Source organism: Amycolatopsis sp. DSM 110486, from assembly GCF_019468465.1.
Taxonomy (GTDB): domain Bacteria; phylum Actinomycetota; class Actinomycetes; order Mycobacteriales; family Pseudonocardiaceae; genus Amycolatopsis.
Map to the genome: position 1 here is coordinate 5,795,006 of NZ_CP080519.1, position 19,826 is coordinate 5,814,831.

The window sequence follows — 19,826 nt, forward strand, 5'->3', positions numbered from 1 at the left end:
TGCGCATCTGTTCTATGAGTTGTAGAACAGACCAATGACCCTCGCCGTGTTCCTCACCGCCGCCGTACTGGTCGCGAGCGGCATCGCCGCCGCCGCACCCGGCACGGTGGCGGCGTCCGACCGGGAAGTGAGGTTCGTGTCCGACGGCGTGCCGGCCTACGGCACGCTGCACGTTCCCGCGCACCGGGCGGGCGCGCGGGTGCCGGCGGCGCTGCTGATCCCCGGCAGCGGCCCGACGAACCGCGACGGCGACGAGCCGCCCACGGTCACGCCGGGGACGTTGAAGCTGCTCGCCAACGCCCTGGGCCAGGACGGCGTCGCCACGCTGCGGTTCGACAAGTACGGCACCGGCCGCACGGGCCTCGGCGGGCTGGACCCGGCGGCGCTGGACCTGCCGACGTTCACGAGCCAGGCCGTCGTCGCCGAACAGACGCTGGCCAAGCAGCCCGAGGTCGACCGCGACGAGGTGTCGATCGTCGGGCACAGCGAAGGCGGGTTGCAGGCGATGCTCGTCGCGCGCCGGGTCCGCGTGAAGAGCCTCGTGCTGCTCGCGCCGCAGGACCTGCGGCTGCTGGACCTGCTGAAGATCCAGCTCGACGCGCAGGCCACCGCGGCCGACCAGGCCGCGCTGACCAAGGTGATCACCGACTTCCGCGCCGGCCGCGAGCTCGACTACACCGGGATGAGCACGCAGCTCGCGACCTTCCTCCAGCAGGCCATCTTCAGCCCCGTCAACACCCGGTTCGTCCGCAGCGACGATGCCGTCTACCCGCCGTCGGTCGCGCGGCCGGGCCCGCACGTACTGCTGACGTGCGGAACGCAAGACACCCAAGTGCCCTGCTGGACCACGTCGCCGCTGGCCGCCGCCCTGCGAACGCTGCCGCGGCCCCTGCCCGTGGACCACTTCCAGCACGCGCCGGGCACACCGGTCAACGACCAGGTACTCGACCCGAGCGTGGTCACCGCCCTTCGGACCTTCCTGGAGCACCGATGATCCTCGACGTCGACCTCACCAGCGAGGTCCCGATCTACCAGCAGATCCACGACCGCGTGGTCGAGGCGATCGCGGCCGGCGAGCTCGCCGACGGCGACCCGTTGCCCTCGACGCGTCAGCTCGCCGTGGACCTCGGCATCAACTTCCACACCGTGAACAAGGCCTACGACCAGCTGCGGCGCGAGGGTCTGCTGCTGATCACCCGGAAAAGCGGCGCGGTGGTACGGCGGGCCTCGACCGCGGGTTTCGCGGCCGACTGGCAGGAACGGCTGAAGACGTTGCTGGCCGAGGCGATCGCCCACGGGCTGGCCGAACGAGAAGTCCTCGGCCACTGCGAAACGACGCTGCGGGCGTTCGAGGAGGTGCGCGCGTGATCGGGGTGATCGTCCTGCGGGACCTGCTGGTCCCGGTGCTGTTGCTGGTCAGCGCGTGGGTGATGCCGTCGGTGGCGAAGCCGACGGTGCCGTTCGGGGTGCGAGTGCCGGCGGCGCGGGTGGCCGACCCGCTGATCGCCGAGCAGCGGCGGATCTACCGCTGGTGGGTGGGCGTGGCCGGGACCGCGCTGGTCGTCGCCGGGCTCATCGTGGGCGTGGTCGTGCAGAAGGTCCTGGTGCCGGTGCTCGTGGTCGTGGCGCTGCTGGGGGTCGTCACGCCGGCGTACGTGCGGGCGCGCGCCGTGATCCGCTCGGCCAAGCGGCGGGAGGACTGGTACCAGGGGCTGCGCCAGACGGTCACCGCCGACACCTCCCGCGTCACGCGGCCGCCGTTCCCGTGGCTGTGGGCGGTCCCGGCGGTCCTCGTGCTCGCCGCGACGGTCGTGGTCGGCGTGGTGCGTTACCCGGACCTGCCCGCGACGTTGACGCTGCACTACACCGCTTCCGGCACCCCCGATCGTACCGCCGCGAAATCGGTGGGCAGTGCGTTCGGCCTGGTGTTCGTGCAGGCCGGGCTCACGGTGCTGTTCTCCGCGCTGGCCTACGTCGCGCCGCGGTTCCGGCCCGATCTCGACCCGGCGCGCCCGAAGGCCAGTGCCAGCCAGCACCGGCGCTTCATCGAGGCCATGCCGCGCCTGCTGCTGCTGTTCGGCGCGTGCGTCAACTTGACGATCGCCCTGGCGGCGGGGCAGATCTGGTCGGCCCCGGCGTCGGTCTCGGTGGTGCCGATCATCCTGCCGACGTTGGTGGGCGCCGCGGGCCTGCTGGGTTTCGCCGTCCGCTACGGCCAGGGCGGCAGCCGCCTGGAGACCGACGAAGAGCCGCCCCGCGACGCCGTCGAACGCGACGACGACCGCTTCTGGAAAGGCGGCCTGCTCTACGTCAACCGCGCCGACCACGCGGTGTTCGTGCCTAAGCGGTTCGGGCTCGGCTGGACGCTGAACTTCGGCAACCCCGTGGCGATCGGCGGGTTCGTGGTGCTGATCGCCGCGGTGGTCGTGGTGCCGTTGGCCGTCCGTTAAGGGGCGGCCTGGCGCCGCGAGCTGATCACGCCCGTGTTGAAGCCGGCCAGGTGCAGGCCGCCGGCGAAGCGCGCGTGCTCGATCTTCACGCAGCGGTTCATCACCACGTCGAGCCCGGCCTCGCGGCCGCGGTCGGCCACCTGCTCGTGCCACAGGCCCAGCTGCAGCCACAACGTGCGCGCGCCCGCCGCGATGATCTCCTCGGCCACCTGCGGCAGGTCGTCGTGCTTGCGGAACACGCTCACCAGGTCGATCTCACCCGGCACGTCGGCCAGCGTCGGGTACACGGGCTTGCCGAGCAGCGTGTCGAGGCGCGGGTTCACGAAGTTGACCTCGTACCGCGTCGACGAAGTCAGGTACGTCGCCACGAAGTAGCTCGGCCGCGCCGGGTTGGCCGAGGCGCCGATCACCGTCACCGACCGCGTGCGGCCGAGGATGTGCCGCCGCTCCACGGCCGAAACGTCGTAACTCACCGCCGTGCTCATTCCGAAGCCACTCCCTTGCCGGTCGCCGCCCGTTCCAGCGCCTGATCGAGGTCCCACAGGATGTCCTCGAGGTCTTCCAGCCCCACCGAAAGCCGGATCAGGTCCGGGCCGACGCCGGCGGCCGCCAGCTGGTCGTCCGACAGCTGCGCGTGTGTGGTCGACGCCGGGTGGATCACCAGCGTGCGCGCGTCGCCGACGTTCGCCAGGTGCGACAGCAGCTCCACCGACTCCACGAACTTCTCACCCGAGGCCCGGCCGCCCTTCACCCCGAACGAGAACACCGCGCCCGGCCCGGCCGGCAGGTACTTGCGCGCCAGCTCGTGGTCGGCGTGATCGGGCAGCCCGGCGTAGGAAACCCAGGCCACGCGCGGATCGGCGTTCAGGTACTCCGCCACGGCCTTCGCGTTGGCCACGTGCGCGTCCATCCGCTGCGGCAGCGTCTCCACGCCCTGCAGCAGCAGGAACGCCGAGTGCGGCGAGAGCACCGCGCCGATGTCGCGCAATTGCTCGGCGCGCAGGCGCGTGCAGAACGCGTACTCGCCGAAGTTCTCCCAGTACTTCAGGCCGCCGTACGAATCGACGGTCTCGGTCATGCGCGGGAACTTGCCGTTGCCCCAGTCGAAGCGGCCCGACTCCACGACCACACCGCCGAGCGTGGTGCCGTGACCACCGAGGAACTTCGTGGCCGAGTGCAGCACGATGTCCGCGCCGTGCTCGATCGGGCGGCACAGGTATGGCGTCGCGAGCGTCGCGTCGACGACCAGCGGGATGTCGTGCGAGTGCGCGAGGTCCGCGAGCCCGGCCAGGTCGGCGATGGCGCCCGACGGGTTGCCGATCACCTCGGTGTAGATCAGCCGCGTCTTGTCCGTGACGGCCTTGGCGTAGTCCTCGATGCCGCCGTTGACGAACGTCGTCTCGACGCCGAAGCGCTTGAGCGTGCCGGTGAGCTGCGTGACGGTGCCGCCGTAGAGGCCGCTCGCGGACACGATGTGCTCACCCGCCTCGGCCAGCGCGGAGAAGGTGAGGAACTCCGCGGCCTGGCCGCTCGCCGTGGCCACGCCGCCGATGGCGCCCTCGAGGCTCGCGAGGCGCTCCTCGAACGCGGCCACGGTCGGGTTGCCGATGCGGCTGTAGATGTTCCCGTACTTCTGTAGCGCGAAGAGGTTCGCCGCGTCGGCCGCGTCCTCGAACACGAAGCTGGTGGTCTGGTAGATCGGCACGGCGCGCGCGCCGGTGGCGGGGTCGGGCGTGCCACCGGCGTGCAGGGCGCGGGTGCGGAAGCCCCAGGTGCGTTCACTCATCAGCGGTCACGCTACTCAGCCGGGAGGTCAGCGGCCATCCCTCTCGAAGCGTGGTCGTCGCGCTTTCGGAGGACCTCGGGCCGTTCTTCCTGGTGATGCCGCACGGCGATGGGCCGCTTACCGTTCGTGGTGATCTTCGACTCGGGGCCGGATGTGCGCAAGGTGCTGATCATCGTGGCGATGCTTCTCGCAGCCGGTGCTCGATGTGGCGCCAATTCGGGGTGTGAGTCCTAGCCGCCGAGGGCCGCGCGCAACCGGGCGTCGCGCTCCTCGGGCGTCTGCCGCGGGCAGCTGACGCACTTCGGGTTGCCCACTTCGTAGATCAGGCAGCACGACGCCCGTTTCACGGCCTGCGTCCGGCCGACGCTGACGTATCGCGGCGCGGGCAGGTCGAGGCCGGTCGACGCCACGACGTCGGCCGCCAGCTGCGGCGCCGAAGCCCACAACAGCCGGTTGGCGATGGAGTCCGTTGCGATGGCGCCCAAAGCGCGCGCCCGCGCGCCCGTGACCGAAGCGATGGTCGTGATGGCCGTGTTCAGTGCGGCGCCGAGTGCCGGGCCGAGCGGCCCGCTCAGCGCCCGCGTCGAGCGGGCGCCCAGGAACCGCCCGTCGGGCACGATGTCGAGCTCGACGGCGTCCAGCGACGGGTCCAGCACCTCGCCGCCTGCGGCGAGCGACTCCATCGTCGGCGCGACGAGCACGGACGACAGCGAGTACCACCAGATCGTGCCGATCACCTCGGGCGCCGCGCAGCCGTACAGCTTCGCGGCGCCGCCGATGCGGGCACGCACCCACGTCGCGTCGGCCAGCAGCGCGGCCGGTGTCACGGCTGCCTCCGCCACACGCTCACCCCCACCGCGAGCGTCACGTCCCGCGCCGAGGCGGCTTCGAGGCGTTCGCGACGGCCGTCGCGGTCGAGGTGGAAACCGGCGGGACCCATGGCGACCACGTCGTGCACCTGGCTCGCGGTGAAGGGCGCCGTATGCACCACGTCCACTCGCGACACCCGTGCGAAATGATCGCCCAGCGCCGTTTCGAGCCGCTCTTCCTTGCGCTCGTCCACGGACAGCACGAGGTCGCCCAGCTCGGCGAGGTGCCCGGGCAGCGGCGCGGCCACCACGAGCACGCCGCCGGGTTCGAGCACGCGGTGGAACTCCGCGGGGTTGCGCGGGGAGAACACGTCGAGCACCACGGAAGCCACGCCGTCACCGACGGGCCATGGCTCCCACAGGTTCCACACCACGGCGCCGAGCCGCTCGTGCGCTCGGGCGGCCCGGCGCAGCGCGACGGCGGACACGTCGAGCGCGAGCCCGGTCGCCTCGGGCGCGGCGTCGAGCACGCGCGCGAGGTAGTAACCGGGGCCGGCGCCCGCGTCGATCACGAGGCCCCTGGCGGCCGGCGCGGCGACGCGCGCGAGCTCGTCGGCCAGCGGTGCGTACGCGCCGGAATTCAGGAGCGCCGAACGCGCCTCGACCATCGGCACGGTGTCGGCGGTGCCGGCGGGGATGCGTGCGTGCAACAGGTTGACGTAACCCTGGCGCGCCAAGTCGAACGAGTGACCGTCTTCGCAACGCACCGTGCGGCCCGCTAACCCGACCGGGGCAAGGCACACCGAGCACCGGAGTGCGTCCACGACCCGCCGTGGCAGTGGGTCATTTCCGGGTCCGGCCGAGGTCATGCGGCTATTCGACCATGACGTTTCGCAATCGGACACCCCACCCCGCGTGGCGGGAAACCTTCCCGTAACAACCGCGACCCGACAGTTCACGCCCACGAAACCTTCAGCGCCGCCCCGCGAAACACCCGGAACCAAGACTTCCGGGTCATCTACCCAGGGCACGGGAGGACGATTGTGCTGAACGCAGGAGACACCGCGTGGGTGCTGGCCGGCGCCGCGCTGGTCATGCTCATGACACCCGGACTGGCGTTCTTCTACGGCGGCATGGTCCGCGCGAAGAGCGTCTTGAACATGCTGATGATGAACTTCATCGCCCTCGCCGTGGTGGGGGTGTTGTGGGTCCTCTTCGGCTTCTCCATGTCCTTCGGCAACGACGCTTTCGGCGGCCTGGTCGGCAACTTCGACCTCGCAGGGCTGTCGGACACCTTCGGCAAGCTGGTCGGCTTCGCCGCGGCGGCCACGGACTCCGCGCCGGCTGTCCCGTGGCCGGGCCCGGACGCCTTGCCACTGCTGGCGTTCTGCATGTTCCAGCTGATGTTCGCGATCATCACGCCGGCGCTGATCTCCGGTGCGATCGCGGATCGCGCGAAGTTCTGGGGCTGGACGCTGTTCGTGGTGATCTGGGTGTCCGTCGTGTACTTCCCGGTGGCACACTGGGTGTTCTCGTTCAACGGTTTCCTCGGTGAGAACTCCGTCGGCGGCTGGATCGCCAACAACCTGAAGGCCCTCGACTTCGCGGGTGGCACGGCGGTCCACATCAACGCGGGCGCGGCGGGTCTGGCCCTCGCGATCGTGCTCGGCAAGCGCAAGGGCTGGCCGAAGGACACCGGACGGCCGCACAACGTGCCGTTCGTGCTGCTGGGTGCCTCGCTGCTGTGGTTCGGCTGGTACGGCTTCAACGCCGGCTCCTCGCTGGCCGCCAACGACCTCGCGGCCGTCGCGTTCACCAACACGACCGTGGCCACCGCGGCCGCCGTGCTCGGCTGGTTGCTGGTGGAGCAGCTGAAGTTCGGCAAGCCGACCACGCTGGGTGCCGCTTCCGGTGCCGTCGCCGGCCTCGTCGCGATCACCCCGGCGTGTGGTTTCGTGAGCCCGCTCGGCTCGATCGCGATCGGCGTGATCGCCGGTGTGCTGTGCGCGCTGGCCGTGTCGCTGAAGTACCGCTTCGGGTTCGACGACTCGCTTGACGTCGTGGGCGTCCACCTCGTCGGCGGCATCGTGGGCACGCTGCTCATCGGCTTCTTCGCCACCACGAGCGTCAACTCCCTCGGCGCCGACGGGCTCTTCTACGGCGGCGGCTTCGCCCAGCTGGGCAAGCAGGCGGCCGCGGCGGGCGCGGTGTTCGGGTACTCCTTCATTCTGACGGCCATCATCGGCTTCGTCATCAAGAAGGCGGGCGGCTTCCGCGTCAGCACCGAGGACGAGGTGAGCGGCATCGACGAGGCGCAGCACGCGGAGAGCGCCTACGACTTCACCGGCATGGGCGGCGGGCTCGGTCAGCCGACCACGATCCCGGTCAAGTCCGCCACCGCCCCTGCGAAGCTCGAGGAGACCAAGGCATGAAGCTCATCACCGCGATCGTCAAGCCGTTCACGCTCGACGACATCCGCTCCGGGCTGGAGCAGCTGGGCGTGCTCGGCATGACCGTGAGCGAGGTCCAGGGCTACGGCAGGCAGAAGGGCCACACCGAGGTCTACCGCGGCGCCGAGTACTCCGTGGACTTCGTGGCGAAGCTGAAGATCGAGGTCGTGACGGACGACGCGAACGTCGAGAAGGTCCTCGACGCCATCACCTCCGCCGCGCACACGGGCAAGATCGGCGACGGCAAGGTGTGGGTGACACCGGTCGAGACCGTGATCCGGGTGCGCACCGGCGAGCGCGGAGCGGATGCGCTCTAGGTGAGCACTCACGGGGGTGAACTGGTCCGGGCTCGAGAGCAGCTGCTCACAGGTCGCCACGGCCCGGCCGCGCTGCGGGCGGCCTTGGTGGATCTGTACGAATTCTGGCTCGCGAAGGGCGCCACGGCGGCCGGCGTGGACACCGCTGATCCCGGTGTCGCGCTGGTCGCCGTCGGCGGCCTGGGGCGGCGTGAGCTGGTGCCGTTTTCCGATCTGGACCTGGTGCTGGTGCACAACGGGAACCCGCGCGTCGGCGAGCTCGCCGACGCGTTGTGGTATCCGCTGTGGGACGCGAAGCTCGGGCTCGACCATTCGGTGCGTACGCCGGGTGAAGCGCTGAAGGTCGCTTCGGAGGACCTGCGGACGCAACTGGGCTTGCTGGATGCGCGCCACCTCGCGGGCGACGGCGAGCTGACCGCGCGCCTCGCGTCCGCCGCGCGCGACCAGTGGCGGCGCACGGCCCGCAAGCGGCTCGACGAGCTGGCCGACTCCGTCCGCACCCGGTGGCGGCGCAGCGGCGAGATCGCGCAGTCGGCGGAGCCGGATCTCAAGCACGGCCGCGGGGGGCTGCGGGATTTCGCGGTGCTGGAGGCGCTGGCGCTGGCGCAGCTCACGGCGCGTCCGGGCGAGGAGCTGCTGGCGGCCAAGGCGTTGCTGCTCGACGTGCGCACGGAGCTGCGTCGGGAGCTTCGCCGGGAACGGGACGTGTTGAGCGCACCGGAGGCCGAGGTCGTGGCCGCCGAGCTGGGTCTGGCGGACCGGTTCGCGTTGGCGCGCAAGCTTTCCGGGGCGGGACGGACGGTCGCCTATGCGGTGGACGTCGCCCTGCGGTCCACTGTGGAACCTTCCCGGCCGCGGTTCGGTCGTCGACCTTCGCGCACCCCGTTGGCCGAGGGCGTCGTGCTGCACGGCGACGAGGTGTCGCTGGCCCGCGACGCCGTCCCAGCGAAGGACCCGGCTTTGCTGTTGCGCGTCGCCGCTGCTTCGGCGCGCACGGGCAAACCCATCGCGCACGGCACTTTGCGCACGCTGGCGGACTCCGCGCCCGAGCTGCGCGCGCCGTGGCCGGACGAGGCGCGCAACGCTCTGGTCGAGCTGCTCGGCGCGGGGGAGGGCCTGGTCGACGCGGTCGAGGCACTGGATCGTACCGGCTTGTGGGCCCGGCTGTTCCCGGAATGGGGCGCGGTGCGCGACCTCCCGCCGCGTTCGCCCGTGCACCAGTGGACGGTGGACCGGCACCTCGTACAGGCGTGCGTCGAGGCCGCCCGCCTGACCACCACGGTCGCGCGACCCGACCTGCTGCTGATCGGCGCGCTGCTGCACGACATCGGCAAAGGCCGCGACGCCGACCATTCCGAGCTGGGCGCCGACATCGCCGCGCAAGTGGCCGCACGCCTCGGTTTGCCTTCCGCCGACGTGCAAACGGTGGCCGCGATGGTCCGTCACCACCTCCTGCTCCCGCACACGGCCACCCGCCGCGACATCGCCGACCCCGCCACGGTCTCCCGCGTCGTCAAAACCCTGGACGGCGACGTCGTGCTGCTGGACCTGCTCCACGCCCTGACGCGCGCCGACTCGCTGGCCACCGGCCCGGGCGTCTGGACGGATTGGAAGGACCGCTTGCTCGCCGACTTGGTCGCCGCCGGCGAGGAAGCCTTGCACGGCACGGGTTTCACCGCGCCGGAGCCCCTGGACAGTTCACAACGCGACCTCATGGCCGAAGCCGTCCGATCGGGGATCGGCGAGGTCCGCATCACCGCCCACGGCAAGGTCGTCACGGTGACCCTCGCGGTCCCGTCGCGCGCCGAGCTCCTCGCACCCGCCGCGGGCGTCCTGGCGCTCAACTCGCTGGAAGTCCACGCCGCCGTCCTGCGCGACCGCGTCGGCGTCTTCACCGCCTCACCCAAGTTCGGCTCCCTGCCCGACTCGACGCTGCTGCGCGAACAGTTCTCCCGCGCTGTCGCCGGCACTCTGCCCCTGACGCAACGCCTCGCCGCCAAGGAACGCGACTACGCCACCATGGCGTCGTCCGTGGTCGCCCCCAAGGTCCTCTGGTTCGACGACGAAACCAGCGGCCCGAACACCGTGGTGCTGGAATTGCGCGCCACCGACCGCATCGGCCTGCTCTTCCGCGTCGCCCGCGCCCTGAGCCGCTCGGGCGCCTCCGTGCACTGGGCCAAAGCCACCACCCTGGGCGGCGCCGTCGTGGACTCCTTCGCCGTCAGCCCGTCGACGGGCCCCATCGATTCACCTTGGCGCGCCAAAGTCGAGGATGCCGTGCTCACCGCCGCTTCGTGAGCGTGGGGGCGGGCTACGGTTCTCCCGTGGCCCGCCCCCTCCTCTTCCTCGACGTCGACGGTCCCCTCATCCCCTTCGGCGCCGCGGACTACCCGCACTTCTCACCGTTGCCCGGCCCGGCTGAGCACCCGCTCCTGGAGCGTCTCGACCCAGCCCACGGCGCGCGTCTCGCCGCCCTGCCGTGTGAGCTCGTTTGGGCCACGACGTGGTTCACCGACGCCAACGACGTCATCGCCCCGCGCCTCGGCCTGCCGGCTCTGCCGCTTGTCGACGAGCCGGCCGACTACGACGTCGACGGCCTGTACTGGAAAACCCGGCCATTGGTGACCTTTGCCGCCGGCCGGCCCTTCGCTTGGGTCGACGACGAAATCTCGGCCGCGGACCGCGTGTGGGTGTCCGCGCACCACCCCGGCGCCGCTCTGCTGCACCGCGTCGATCCCCGCACCGGTCTGACCGAAGCCGATTTCACCACCCTCGCCGAGTGGTTCGAAAAGCTCGCCCCGACCTCCTGACCGTCCACACCTGTAAACACCTCCACCCACCCCCGACCCAGCACGTAACCAGGCTGACCAGCCCCGTTACCCAACCCGCCCGTCACACGATCGGGGTGTCGCGCTGGCGAAGGCAGGCCCCGGTGGCAATATGGCGCGGGTCCGGAGCGGCTGTGCGGAGGGCGGGGTGTGGGGTGCTGGGGTCCGAGCAGAACCTGCCGAGGCTTTCGTTGCCGCCCACCGTGGTCGCGGCGCATCTGAGGTCGTGTGCGGAGGAGTTGGCCGGCTCGTTGCGCACCGACGGCGAAGCGGCGACGTTGGGGGAGCTCACCGAGGTCGTCACCCAGCTCGTCGCGGGGCAGCACGCGCTCGCGCACGCACTGGCCGGTCTCGCGCGGCGTGTGGACGTGCGAAACGGGGCCCTGGCGGCCGCGCCGTCCGTGGACGTCGAGGTGGTCATCGAGGTGCTCCAAGCGGCGGCGTGCGCGGTGGGCTGCTCGGCCGAAGCGCTGGCCGAGGCCGAGCCGTCGTTCGAATGCGTGAGCGAATCCGCAGGACCTCACACTCGTTTGTAGCTGTCCCGCCCACCGCACGCGAACAGGCCGAAGGCGTCACCGGGTTGCTGAAGCCCCTCCACCGGAGGACCGTTGGTGGCCACGGCCCGCGCCGCCCTCGAAAAGGCCGCGAGCGCCCGTTCCCGAGCCGAGCGCGCGGTGAAGAACCGCGGCTTGAGTAGTTCTACGCAACTCCGGTTGGGGGCTTTCACACTGCCCCGCCGGCCCGCGCCCCGGCAGACTTCTCCCCAACGCAAGGCGGAGCGCGTTCGCCCGGTACTGGGGGTCTGGCGAGCGGGGGACGGGGCACCCGTCTGGCGTGCACGCGGCGGAAGGCTCCCGGGGAGGTGAGCCCTTCCGCCAAGGTTCCGGGGCCGGCCGTGGGGAGCGGCCGCGTCCCGGAACCCCTGGGGGAGTTCAGGAATCCGCCATCCGCACCATCAGATCCGCGGCCATGCGCAACAGCTGTTGTTCCGTCGGGCTCAACGCGCGCGCCATCGCCGCCGCCAGCCACTGCTCCCGCGAAATCGAGTAGTCCCGCAGCACCACGCGCCCGGCGTGCGTGATGTCGAGCAACGACCGCCGCCCGTCCGACGGGTCCGCGGTGCGCGTGATCAACCCGCGAGACGCCAGCGAAGCCAGTACCCGCGTCAGCGACTGCGGATGCATCCGTTCGGCCTCCGCCAGCTCGCTCGGCGTGTGCGTGCCCGCGCGGTAGAGCCGCGACAGCACGGCCAGCACCGTCGGACCCGGCGACGGCGAGTCCGCCTCCGAGCGCATGCGCCAGTTGAGCCGCCCGACTCCCTCCCGGACGTGGCGGGCCAGCTCGGCCAGCTCGTCGGCACGGCGGGTGTCGGCTTCGGTCTGCATACCGCCACATTAGGCGGTTTCCCCGCGCACGAGCCGCGCGTATCGGCTGTCGAGCGCCAGCAGCTCCGAGTGCGTGCCGCGCTCCACGATCCGGCCTGCGTCGAGCACCACGATCTGGTCCGCGTTCTCCACAGTGGACAGCCGGTGCGCGATGGTCAGCGTCGTGCGGCCTGCGGCGAGCCGGTCGAGCTCCGCCTGCACCGACCGTTCGGTGCGGTTGTCGAGCGCGCTCGTGGCCTCGTCGAGGATCAGCACGGGCGGGTTGCGCAGCAGGATCCGCGCGATCGCCATCCGTTGCTTCTCCCCGCCGGAGAACCGGTAGCCGCGCTGCCCCACCACGGTGTCGTAGCCCTCGGGCAGCTTCGCGAGCGTGTCGTGGATGTGCGCGGCCTTCGCGGCCTCCTCGATCTCCGCGTCGGTGGCGTCCGGCTTCGCGAAGCGCAGGTTCTCCCGCACCGAAGCGTGGAACAGGTACGTCTCCTGCGACACGAACCCGACTCCCGCCGCCAGCGACGCGAGCGTGACGTCCCGGACGTCCGTGCCGTCGATGGTCACGCGGCCTTCCGTCACCTCGTACAGCCGCGCCACGAGGTACGCGAGCGTGGTCTTGCCCGAGCCCGTCGAGCCGACCAGCGCCGTGGTCGTCCCCGGCGCCACGTCGAGGTCGACGTCGCGCAGGGTCCACGCGCCGTCGTCGTCGTAGCGGAACGACACCGAGCGCATCGACACCGCGCCCTCGCGCACGGCCAGCTCCCGCGCCCCCGGTCGGTCGTCGATCTCCACGCGCAGGTCGAGCACCTCGAAGATCCGCCCGAACAGCGCCTTCGCCGCGCCCACGCTCTGGCTCACCGTCTGCATCGCCGTGGCCGGTCCGAGCAGCCGGTTGAGCATGCTCGTGAACGCCACCACTGTGCCCAGTGACACCGGCGCCGAACCGCCGGCCAGCTCCAGCCCGGCGACCCAGTACACGAGTGCCGGGATGATCGTCAGGCTCATCACCCGCGAGGCCCGCTGCCAGCGCCCGGCCAGCGCCGCGCTGCGTTCGAGCGCCGCGACCTCGCGGGACTCCTCGGCGAAGCGCTCCCGCATCCGCCGTTCGTTGCCCATGGTCTTGGCCAGCAGCACGCCGGTGACCGACAACGACTCCTCGACGATCGTCGTCAGCCGCGCCATCCGCCGGGTCCGGCCGCGGGCGAGCTTGCGCTGCTTGCCGCCCAGCCGCAGCGTGAACAGCAGGAACAGCGGCACGACCACGAGCGAGAGCAGCGCCAGCTGCCAGTCCATGATCAGGATTGCGACGGTGATCGCCAGAGCCGTGGTGCCGTTCTGCACGATCGAGGCCGCGGTGGTCGTGACCACGTTGTCCACGCCGCCGATGTCGTTGAAGACCCGCGACAGGATCTCGCCGGTCTTGGTGCGGGTGAAGAAGCCGAGCGACATGCGCTGCAGGTGGCCGTAGACCGACACGCGCAGCTCGTTCATCACGCGCTGCCCGATCGTGTTCGACAGCCCGGTCGTCGCCACGCCGAGCGCGCCTGAGCCCAGCGCCGCGGCGATCATCCCCATCGCCAGCAGGGACACCAGTAGCGCGTCGCGGTGGGGGAGTGCGGTGTCGAGGATCTCGCGCAGCAGGAACGGCGAGGTGACGCCGAGACCCGCCTGCACCACCAGCAGCACGAACAGCGCGGCCATCGGTCTCCGGTGCGGCCGGAACAGCGCGGCGATGCGGCTGAACGGCACTTTCTCGTCGGTGTCCGCCTCCGGTTCGGCCAGCGTCGGACGCGGTGTCGTTGCTGAAGTCATACGCAGATGTTTACCGATTCGCGCTGTCGAGTCGAGCGATTTTCTTGTGTTGACCCAGGACGTCCCATGGAGTTATTACGCATGTGCGTACTAACCTTCTCTTGAAGGTTCGCGCACCCGCGAGGCGGCCGAGCCCGGACCGCTACCCTGGGAGGTTGCCGGGGTCGCCCAGCGATGCCCGGTACGCGAACGACGACCCAGCTGGAGCGTGCACACCCGTGTTCGACACCCTCTCCGATCGGCTCACCGCCGCCCTGCAGACGCTGTCTCGCAAGGGCCGGCTGTCCGACGCCGACATCGACGCCACCGCGCGCGAGATCCGCATCGCGCTGCTGGAAGCCGACGTCGCGCTGCCGGTGGTCAAGGAGTTCATCGCCCGGATCAAGGAGCGGGCGAAGGGCGCCGAGGTATCGCAGGCGCTCAACCCCGCGCAGCAGGTCATCAAGATCGTCAACGAGGAGCTCGTGGGCATCCTCGGCGGCGAGACGCGCCGGCTGAACCTCGCGAAGAACCCGCCGTCGGTGATCATGCTGGCGGGTCTGCAGGGTGCCGGTAAGACGACGCTCGCCGGCAAGCTCGCGATGTGGCTGAAGAAGCAGGGCCACGCGCCGATGCTGGTGGCCTGTGACCTCCAGCGCCCGAACGCCGTCACGCAGCTGCAGGTCGTCGGCGAGCGCGCCGGAGTGGTCACGTTCGCGCCGGAGCCGGGCAACGGCGTCGGCGACCCGGTGGACGTCGCCCGCCGCGCCATCGCGGAGGCCAAGCACGCGCAGCACGACATCGTGGTGGTCGACACCGCGGGCCGCCTGGGTGTCGACGAAGAGCTGATGAAGCAGGCCGCGGACATCCGCGACGCCGTGCAGCCCGACGAGATCCTGTTCGTCGTCGACGCGATGATCGGCCAGGACGCCGTGAATACGGCCCAGGCGTTCCGCGACGGCGTCGGCTTCACCGGCGTGGTGCTCACGAAGCTCGACGGCGACGCCCGCGGTGGTGCCGCGCTGAGCGTGCGCGAGGTCACCGGCCAGCCGATCCTCTTCGCCTCCAACGGCGAGAAGCTCGAGGACTTCGACACCTTCCACCCCGACCGGATGGCCTCGCGCATCCTCGGGATGGGCGACATGCTCACGCTCATCGAGCAGGCCGAGCAGCACTTCGACCAGGACCAGGCCGAGAAGGCCGCGGCGAAGCTGACCAGCGGGCAGCTGACGCTGGAGGACTTCCTCGAGCAGATGCTCGCCGTCCGCAAGATGGGCCCGATCGGCAACCTGCTCGGCATGCTGCCGGGCGCGGGCCAGATGAAGGACCAGCTGGCGCAGGTCGACGACAAGCACCTCGACAAGCTGCAGGCGATCATCCGCGGCATGACCCCGGCCGAGCGCGACGACCCGAAGATGATCAACGGCTCGCGCCGGCTGCGCATCGCCAACGGCTCGGGCGTCTCCGTCCGCGAGGTCAACGACCTGGTCAACCGCTTCTTCGAAGCCCGCAAGATGATGGCCCAGATGGCCGGGCGCTTCGGCTTCGGTGGCGGTGGCGGCAGCAAGACACGCAAGGGCAAGAAGGGGAAGAAGGGCAAGGGGCGCGGCCCCACGCAGCCCAAGGTCCGCGGCGGCTTCCCCGGCGGCATGCCGATGCTGCCCCCTGGCGGCATGCCGACCGGTGGTGGCATGCCCGACCTGTCGCAGCTCGGCGGCATGAACGACGTGCCGGGCTTCGACCCGACGAAGTTCAAGCTGCCGAAGGACCCCAAGAACAATTGAGCGCCGGACAATTGAGCGCCCTGCACGTCTCAGGCACCGTCCTGCCCGACGGCTCGCCGCGTGAGCTCTGGATCACCGACGGGCGCATCTCGTTCGAGCCCGTGCCCGGCGCGGAAACGCTGGCGACCGGCGGGTTCCTGGTGCCCGGCCTCGTCGACGCCCACTGCCACCCGGGCCTCGGCCCGCGCGGGGCGGTGCCGGTCGCCGACGCCGCCGAGCAGGCGGTGACCGACCGCGACGCCGGCACGCTGCTGATCCGCGACTGCGGTCTGCCACTCGACGTGCGGCCCCTGCAGGCGCGCGCCGACCTGCCCACGATCATCCGGTGCGGCCGTCACCTGGCCCTGCCGAAGCGCTACGTCCCCGGCTTCGCCATCGAGCTGGACGACGTGGCGCTGCTGCCCGAGGCCGTCGCGGAACAAGCGCGTGACGGCGACGGCTGGGTCAAGCTCGTAGGCGACTGGATCGACCGCGGCGAGGGTGACCTCGCGCCGCTGTGGCCCGACGACGTGCTGGCCGAGGCCGTCGGCGTCGCGCACGACCTCGGCGCCCGCGTGACCGCCCACGTCTTCGGCGAAGCCGCCCTGCCGGGGCTGATCAACGCGGGCATCGACTGCCTGGAGCACGGCACCGCGTTGAACCCCGACCAGCTGGGCGAGCTGGCTCGCCGTGACGTGGCGCTCGTGCCGACGCTGATCAACATCGAGAACTTCCCCGGCATCGCCGACCAGGCCACGAAGTACCCCACGTACGCGGCCCACATGCGGGCCCTGCACGCGGGCGTCGCCGACATGGTGTCCGCGGCCGTCGAGGCGGGCGTGCGCGTGTTCGCCGGCACCGACGCCGGCGGCATGGTCGCCCACGGCCTCATCGCCGACGAGGTCGAAGCGCTGCACCGCGCCGGCATGACGCGCGAGCAGGCGCTCGCGAGCGCGTCGTGGGCCGCCCGCGAGTGGCTCGGCCGCCCCGGCATCTCCGACGGCGCCCCGGCAGACCTGATCGTGTACCCGGCCGACCCGCGTGAGGACCTCGCGGTGTTGCGCCACCCGTCGCACATCGTCCTGCGCGGCACGGTTTTCGGCTGAAACACCTCCTTCACCGGTGATCGCCCGAGTACTGTGCGAAGTCTCCTCGGCGGTTAGGCTCGACCGGTGAGCCGAGCGATCACCGGAGGGCGGGCGTGACCACTTCCCAGCCCCGGGAACCGATTCCGGGCGCCACGCCGATCCGTCCGGAGGACCTGGTGAGCGCCCCGCGCGAGTTCCCGCCGCACCGGTGGGGCTTCGGGGCGTTCCTGCTCGTGGAGGCCGTGCTCATCGCATCGGCCGCGTTCGTGAGCGCGTTGCTCGGCGATCCGCCGGCCGGGCAGCCGCTGCCGATCCGCACGGTGCTGCTGGGCACGATGCTGCCCGCGATGATCGCCGCGGGCGTCGCGCTGCTGGCCACGGTCGTGCGCGGCAACGGACCCAAGATCGATCTGCGCCTGGAGTGGCGCTGGTCCGACGTGAAGATCGGGCTCAAGTTCGGCCTGCTCGGGCTGGTGCTCACGTCGCTGAGCGCCTGGGTGTGGACCGAGATCGTGGGCTCGGCCGACGCGACGTCGGCGATCAGCGCGCTGGTGGACGACCGGAAGATGTCGGTGTCCGCGGCTATCGTGACGTTCGTCTACCTCTGGCTGCTCGGGCCGATCTGCGAGGAGATCATCTACCGCGGCCTGCTCTGGGGAGCGGTGGAGCGGCTGCAGTGGCGCAGCGAACGGTGGGGTCGCATGGCGGCTTTCCTGCTGTCCACGGCCGTGTTCGCCGCCAGCCACCTCGAACCACTGCGGACCACGCTCCTGCTGGTCATCGCCGTGCCGATCGGTCTCGCGCGCTTCGCCACGGGCCGGCTGCCGGGCAGCGTGGTGGCGCACTCGATGAACAACTTCCTGCCCTCGGTCGCGATCCTGCTCGGCTCGCTCGGGGTCAGCTCGTTCTGAGGTGCGTTCCGGGTCTGTTCCGAGGCCCTGCGCAGGCACTTCGAGCCATCTGGCAGAATGTTCGCTTGCCCGCTTCCGTCCGGACCCTCTCGCCGTTCGGGGGCTCCTGTTTCGGGCGCCTGTGATCGTGTCCCCACGCGGTCGACGAGCGCCCACCCTGCACCAGCACTGAGGAGTACCCACACCCGTGGCCGTCAAGATCAAGCTGCAGCGCCTCGGCAAGATCCGTGCGCCGTACTACCGCATCATCGTCGCCGACGCGCGCACCCGCCGGGATGGCAAGGCCATCGAGACGATCGGCAAGTACCACCCGAAGGAAGAGCCGAGCCTGATCGAGGTCGACACCGACCGCGCCCAGTACTGGCTGGGCGTCGGCGCCCTGCCGACCGAGCCGGTCCAGCGCATCCTCGAGATCACCGGTGACTGGCAGAAGTTCAAGGGCCTGCCGGGCGCCGAGGGCACCCTGAAGGTGGCCGAGCCGAAGCCGTCCAAGCAGGACCTGTTCAACGCGGCGCTGGCCGCGGCCGGCGAGGAGCCCTCCGCCGAGGCCACCACGCCGAAGAAGAAGTCCGCTCCCAAGAAGGCCGAGGCCGAGAAGGCCGAAGCCGCTGAGGGCGAGAAGTCCGAGTGAGTTTTCTCGCTGACTCCCTCGAGCACCTGGTGCGCGGGATCGTCGACAACCCGGACGAGGTCCGGGTCGAGCTGCTGACCACTCGCCGTGGCCGCACGCTCGAGGTGCACGTGCACCCCGACGACCTCGGCAAGGTGATCGGCCGGGGCGGTCGCACGGCGACCGCTCTGCGCACCGTGATGGGCGGCATCGGTGGCCGCGGCGTCCGTGTGGACGTCGTCGACACCGATCGCTGACCCGCGGCGGAACTCGGACGGTCAGGATGGACGTCGTAGTCGGCCGCATCGCCAAGGCGCACGGCATCCGCGGGGAACTCGCGGTGGATGTGCGCACGGACTCGCCCGGACAGCGGTTCGCCGTCGGTGCGGTCGTCACGACGCAGCTGCGTGACGGCAGCAAGAGGGATCTCACCATCACAGCCGCCCGCGAACACAGCGGGCGGCTGCTGGTGCGTTTCGAACAGGTCCCCACGCGCGACGTCGCCGAGACCCTGCGCGGCGCGTTGCTGCTCATCGACACCGCCGCACTCCCGCCGACGGGCGACCCCGACGAGTTCTACGACCACGAGCTGGCCGGCCTCAGCGCCGAGCTGGCCGACGGCACGGTCGTGGGCAAGGTCGTCGAGGTCGTCCACTCGCCGGCGGGGGAGCTGCTGGAGCTCGACGTCGACGGCCGTGAGGTGCTCGTGCCGTTCGTGCGCGCGATCGTCCCGACGGTCGACGTCGCGGGCGGGCGCGTGGTGCTGGACCCGCCCGAAGGCCTGCTGGACGAGGACTGACGTGATCCCGTTCCCCTCGCACCGGAGGTGGTGAGCGTGCGCATCGACGTCGTCACGATCTTCCCCGAGTACCTCGACCCTCTGCGCGCCGCGCTGCTGGGCCGGGCGATCGATCGCGGCCTCATCGAGATCGGCGTGCACGACCTGCGCGAGTGGACCCATGACGTCCACCGCGCGGTCGACGACGCGCCGTACGGCGGCGGCCCCGGCATGGTCATGAAGCCCCAGATCTGGGGCCCGGCGCTCGACGAGGTCTGCGGGCAGGAGACCCGGCTCGTGGTCCCGACGCCGGCGGGCAAGCCGTTCACCCAGGAGCTGGCCCACGCGTACGCCAGGGAGAAGCACCTGGTCTTCGCGTGCGGCCGCTACGAGGGCATCGACCAGCGCGTGGTCGACGACGCCGCGCGCCGCATGCCCGTGGACGAGGTGTCGATCGGCGACTACGTGCTGGTCGGCGGCGAGGCCGCGGTGCTGGTGATCGTGGAGGCCGTGGTCCGGCTGCTGCCGGGCGTGCTCGGCAACGCGCGGTCGGCGGCCGAGGACTCGTTCTCCGACGGGCTGCTCGAAGGCCCCAGCTACACGCGCCCGGAAGTGTGGCGCGACCTGGCGGTGCCCGACGTCCTGCGCTCCGGGAACCACGCGCTCGTGGAGCGCTGGCGGCGCGATCAGGCGCTGGAACGCACGGCCCTGCGGCGCCCGGATCTTCTGGCCCGGTTGCCGGAGGGTAGTCTGAACAGCCGAGATCACGAGGTACTCGACCGGCTCGGCGAGGACCTCGGCTAGACCCCGTGCGAAGCGAGCACCAGCGCCTCTGCCATAATCGACAGGTTGGCGTGAGTGGACCGCCT

The 19,826-nt window shown here is 71.1% G+C and carries 21 protein-coding genes; 15 read left to right on the forward strand and 6 right to left on the reverse strand.

Annotated elements, in window-relative coordinates:
- The first annotated feature begins 34 nt into the window (after positions 1-34).
- From K1T34_RS28135 to K1T34_RS28145, 3 genes are read left to right on the forward strand one after another with little or no spacing between them, the layout of a single operon-like run.
- The gene (locus K1T34_RS28135; protein ID WP_220237787.1) at positions 35-994 is read left to right on the forward strand and encodes a S9 family peptidase; all 960 of its coding nucleotides are present in this window, start codon (positions 35-37) and stop codon (positions 992-994) included.
- Positions 991-1,368 carry a GntR family transcriptional regulator gene (locus K1T34_RS28140; RefSeq protein WP_220237788.1) on the forward strand — a complete coding sequence of 126 codons (378 nt, stop codon included), beginning with the start codon at positions 991-993 and terminating at the stop codon, positions 1,366-1,368. The genes K1T34_RS28135 and K1T34_RS28140 overlap by 4 nt, the downstream gene beginning before the upstream one ends.
- Positions 1,365-2,450: a DUF1648 domain-containing protein gene (locus tag K1T34_RS28145; RefSeq protein WP_220237789.1), complete on the forward strand. Its 1,086-nt coding sequence runs from the start codon at positions 1,365-1,367 to the stop codon at positions 2,448-2,450. Before K1T34_RS28140 ends, K1T34_RS28145 begins: the two co-directional genes overlap by 4 nt.
- Here the strand turns inward: K1T34_RS28145 and K1T34_RS28150 are convergent.
- The 4 genes from K1T34_RS28150 to K1T34_RS28165 all read right to left on the reverse strand — a co-directional run bounded on the left by K1T34_RS28150 (position 2,447) and on the right by K1T34_RS28165 (position 5,914).
- Positions 2,447-2,923 carry a CoA-binding protein gene (locus tag K1T34_RS28150; RefSeq protein WP_220247457.1) on the reverse strand — a complete coding sequence of 159 codons (477 nt, stop codon included), beginning with the start codon at positions 2,921-2,923 and terminating at the stop codon, positions 2,447-2,449. The genes K1T34_RS28145 and K1T34_RS28150 overlap by 4 nt on opposite strands.
- Before the next feature lie 8 nt (positions 2,924-2,931).
- Positions 2,932-4,236: an O-acetylhomoserine aminocarboxypropyltransferase/cysteine synthase family protein gene (locus tag K1T34_RS28155; protein WP_220237790.1), complete on the reverse strand. Its 1,305-nt coding sequence runs from the start codon at positions 4,234-4,236 to the stop codon at positions 2,932-2,934.
- Positions 4,237-4,466: 230 nt separating this feature from the next.
- Positions 4,467-5,078: a (2Fe-2S)-binding protein gene (locus tag K1T34_RS28160; protein WP_255637646.1), complete on the reverse strand. Its 612-nt coding sequence runs from the start codon at positions 5,076-5,078 to the stop codon at positions 4,467-4,469.
- Positions 5,060-5,914 (reverse strand): putative RNA methyltransferase, encoded by an 855-nt coding sequence (locus tag K1T34_RS28165; RefSeq protein WP_220237791.1) that lies wholly within the window; start codon positions 5,912-5,914, stop codon positions 5,060-5,062. Before K1T34_RS28165 ends, K1T34_RS28160 begins: the two co-directional genes overlap by 19 nt.
- Before the next feature lie 174 nt (positions 5,915-6,088).
- Here K1T34_RS28165 and K1T34_RS28170 point away from each other — a divergent pair, with 174 nt between their 5' ends.
- The 5 genes from K1T34_RS28170 to K1T34_RS28190 all read left to right on the forward strand — a co-directional run bounded on the left by K1T34_RS28170 (position 6,089) and on the right by K1T34_RS28190 (position 11,176).
- Positions 6,089-7,477 carry an ammonium transporter gene (locus K1T34_RS28170; protein WP_220237792.1) on the forward strand — a complete coding sequence of 463 codons (1,389 nt, stop codon included), beginning with the start codon at positions 6,089-6,091 and terminating at the stop codon, positions 7,475-7,477.
- Positions 7,474-7,812, forward strand: coding sequence for a P-II family nitrogen regulator (locus tag K1T34_RS28175; RefSeq protein WP_220237793.1), 339 nt, complete (start codon positions 7,474-7,476; stop codon positions 7,810-7,812). Before K1T34_RS28170 ends, K1T34_RS28175 begins: the two co-directional genes overlap by 4 nt.
- On the forward strand, positions 7,813-10,110 hold the full coding sequence (locus K1T34_RS28180; protein ID WP_220237794.1) for a [protein-PII] uridylyltransferase: 2,298 nt from the start codon (positions 7,813-7,815) through the stop codon (positions 10,108-10,110). It begins immediately after the preceding gene.
- A 26-nt stretch (positions 10,111-10,136) separates the two neighbouring features.
- Positions 10,137-10,622, forward strand: a complete 486-nt coding sequence (locus K1T34_RS28185; RefSeq protein WP_255637647.1) for an HAD domain-containing protein — start codon at positions 10,137-10,139, stop codon at positions 10,620-10,622.
- A gap of 173 nt (positions 10,623-10,795) precedes the next feature.
- Positions 10,796-11,176 carry a hypothetical protein gene (locus tag K1T34_RS28190; protein WP_220237795.1) on the forward strand — a complete coding sequence of 127 codons (381 nt, stop codon included), beginning with the start codon at positions 10,796-10,798 and terminating at the stop codon, positions 11,174-11,176.
- Positions 11,177-11,572: 396 nt separating this feature from the next.
- Here K1T34_RS28190 and K1T34_RS28195 read toward each other — a convergent pair whose 3' ends face one another.
- Both K1T34_RS28195 and K1T34_RS28200 read right to left on the reverse strand, forming a co-directional pair.
- Positions 11,573-12,025: a MarR family winged helix-turn-helix transcriptional regulator gene (locus K1T34_RS28195; RefSeq protein ID WP_220237796.1), complete on the reverse strand. Its 453-nt coding sequence runs from the start codon at positions 12,023-12,025 to the stop codon at positions 11,573-11,575.
- A gap of 9 nt (positions 12,026-12,034) precedes the next feature.
- The gene (locus K1T34_RS28200; RefSeq protein WP_220237797.1) at positions 12,035-13,828 is read right to left on the reverse strand and encodes an ABC transporter ATP-binding protein; all 1,794 of its coding nucleotides are present in this window, start codon (positions 13,826-13,828) and stop codon (positions 12,035-12,037) included.
- Positions 13,829-14,046: 218 nt separating this feature from the next.
- Between K1T34_RS28200 and ffh the strand changes: the two genes are divergently transcribed.
- From ffh to trmD, 7 genes are all read left to right on the forward strand, one after another.
- On the forward strand, positions 14,047-15,591 hold the full coding sequence (gene ffh / locus K1T34_RS28205) for a signal recognition particle protein (RefSeq protein WP_220237798.1): 1,545 nt from the start codon (positions 14,047-14,049) through the stop codon (positions 15,589-15,591).
- An 11-nt stretch (positions 15,592-15,602) separates the two neighbouring features.
- The gene (locus K1T34_RS28210; RefSeq protein WP_220247460.1) at positions 15,603-16,676 is read left to right on the forward strand and encodes an amidohydrolase family protein; all 1,074 of its coding nucleotides are present in this window, start codon (positions 15,603-15,605) and stop codon (positions 16,674-16,676) included.
- A gap of 95 nt (positions 16,677-16,771) precedes the next feature.
- Complete coding sequence (locus tag K1T34_RS28215; RefSeq protein ID WP_220237799.1) at positions 16,772-17,569, forward strand: CPBP family intramembrane glutamic endopeptidase; 798 nt, start codon at positions 16,772-16,774, stop codon at positions 17,567-17,569.
- A gap of 187 nt (positions 17,570-17,756) precedes the next feature.
- A complete protein-coding gene (rpsP, locus tag K1T34_RS28220) occupies positions 17,757-18,200 on the forward strand; it encodes a 30S ribosomal protein S16 (protein ID WP_220237800.1) in 444 nt (147 codons plus the stop codon).
- The gene (locus K1T34_RS28225; RefSeq protein ID WP_003103110.1) at positions 18,197-18,436 is read left to right on the forward strand and encodes an RNA-binding protein; all 240 of its coding nucleotides are present in this window, start codon (positions 18,197-18,199) and stop codon (positions 18,434-18,436) included. The genes rpsP and K1T34_RS28225 overlap by 4 nt, the downstream gene beginning before the upstream one ends.
- A 26-nt stretch (positions 18,437-18,462) precedes the next feature.
- Complete coding sequence (gene rimM / locus K1T34_RS28230; RefSeq protein ID WP_220237801.1) at positions 18,463-18,978, forward strand: ribosome maturation factor RimM; 516 nt, start codon at positions 18,463-18,465, stop codon at positions 18,976-18,978.
- A gap of 36 nt (positions 18,979-19,014) precedes the next feature.
- Positions 19,015-19,761: a tRNA (guanosine(37)-N1)-methyltransferase TrmD gene (gene trmD, locus K1T34_RS28235; RefSeq protein WP_220237802.1), complete on the forward strand. Its 747-nt coding sequence runs from the start codon at positions 19,015-19,017 to the stop codon at positions 19,759-19,761.
- Positions 19,762-19,826: the final 65 nt, after the last annotated feature.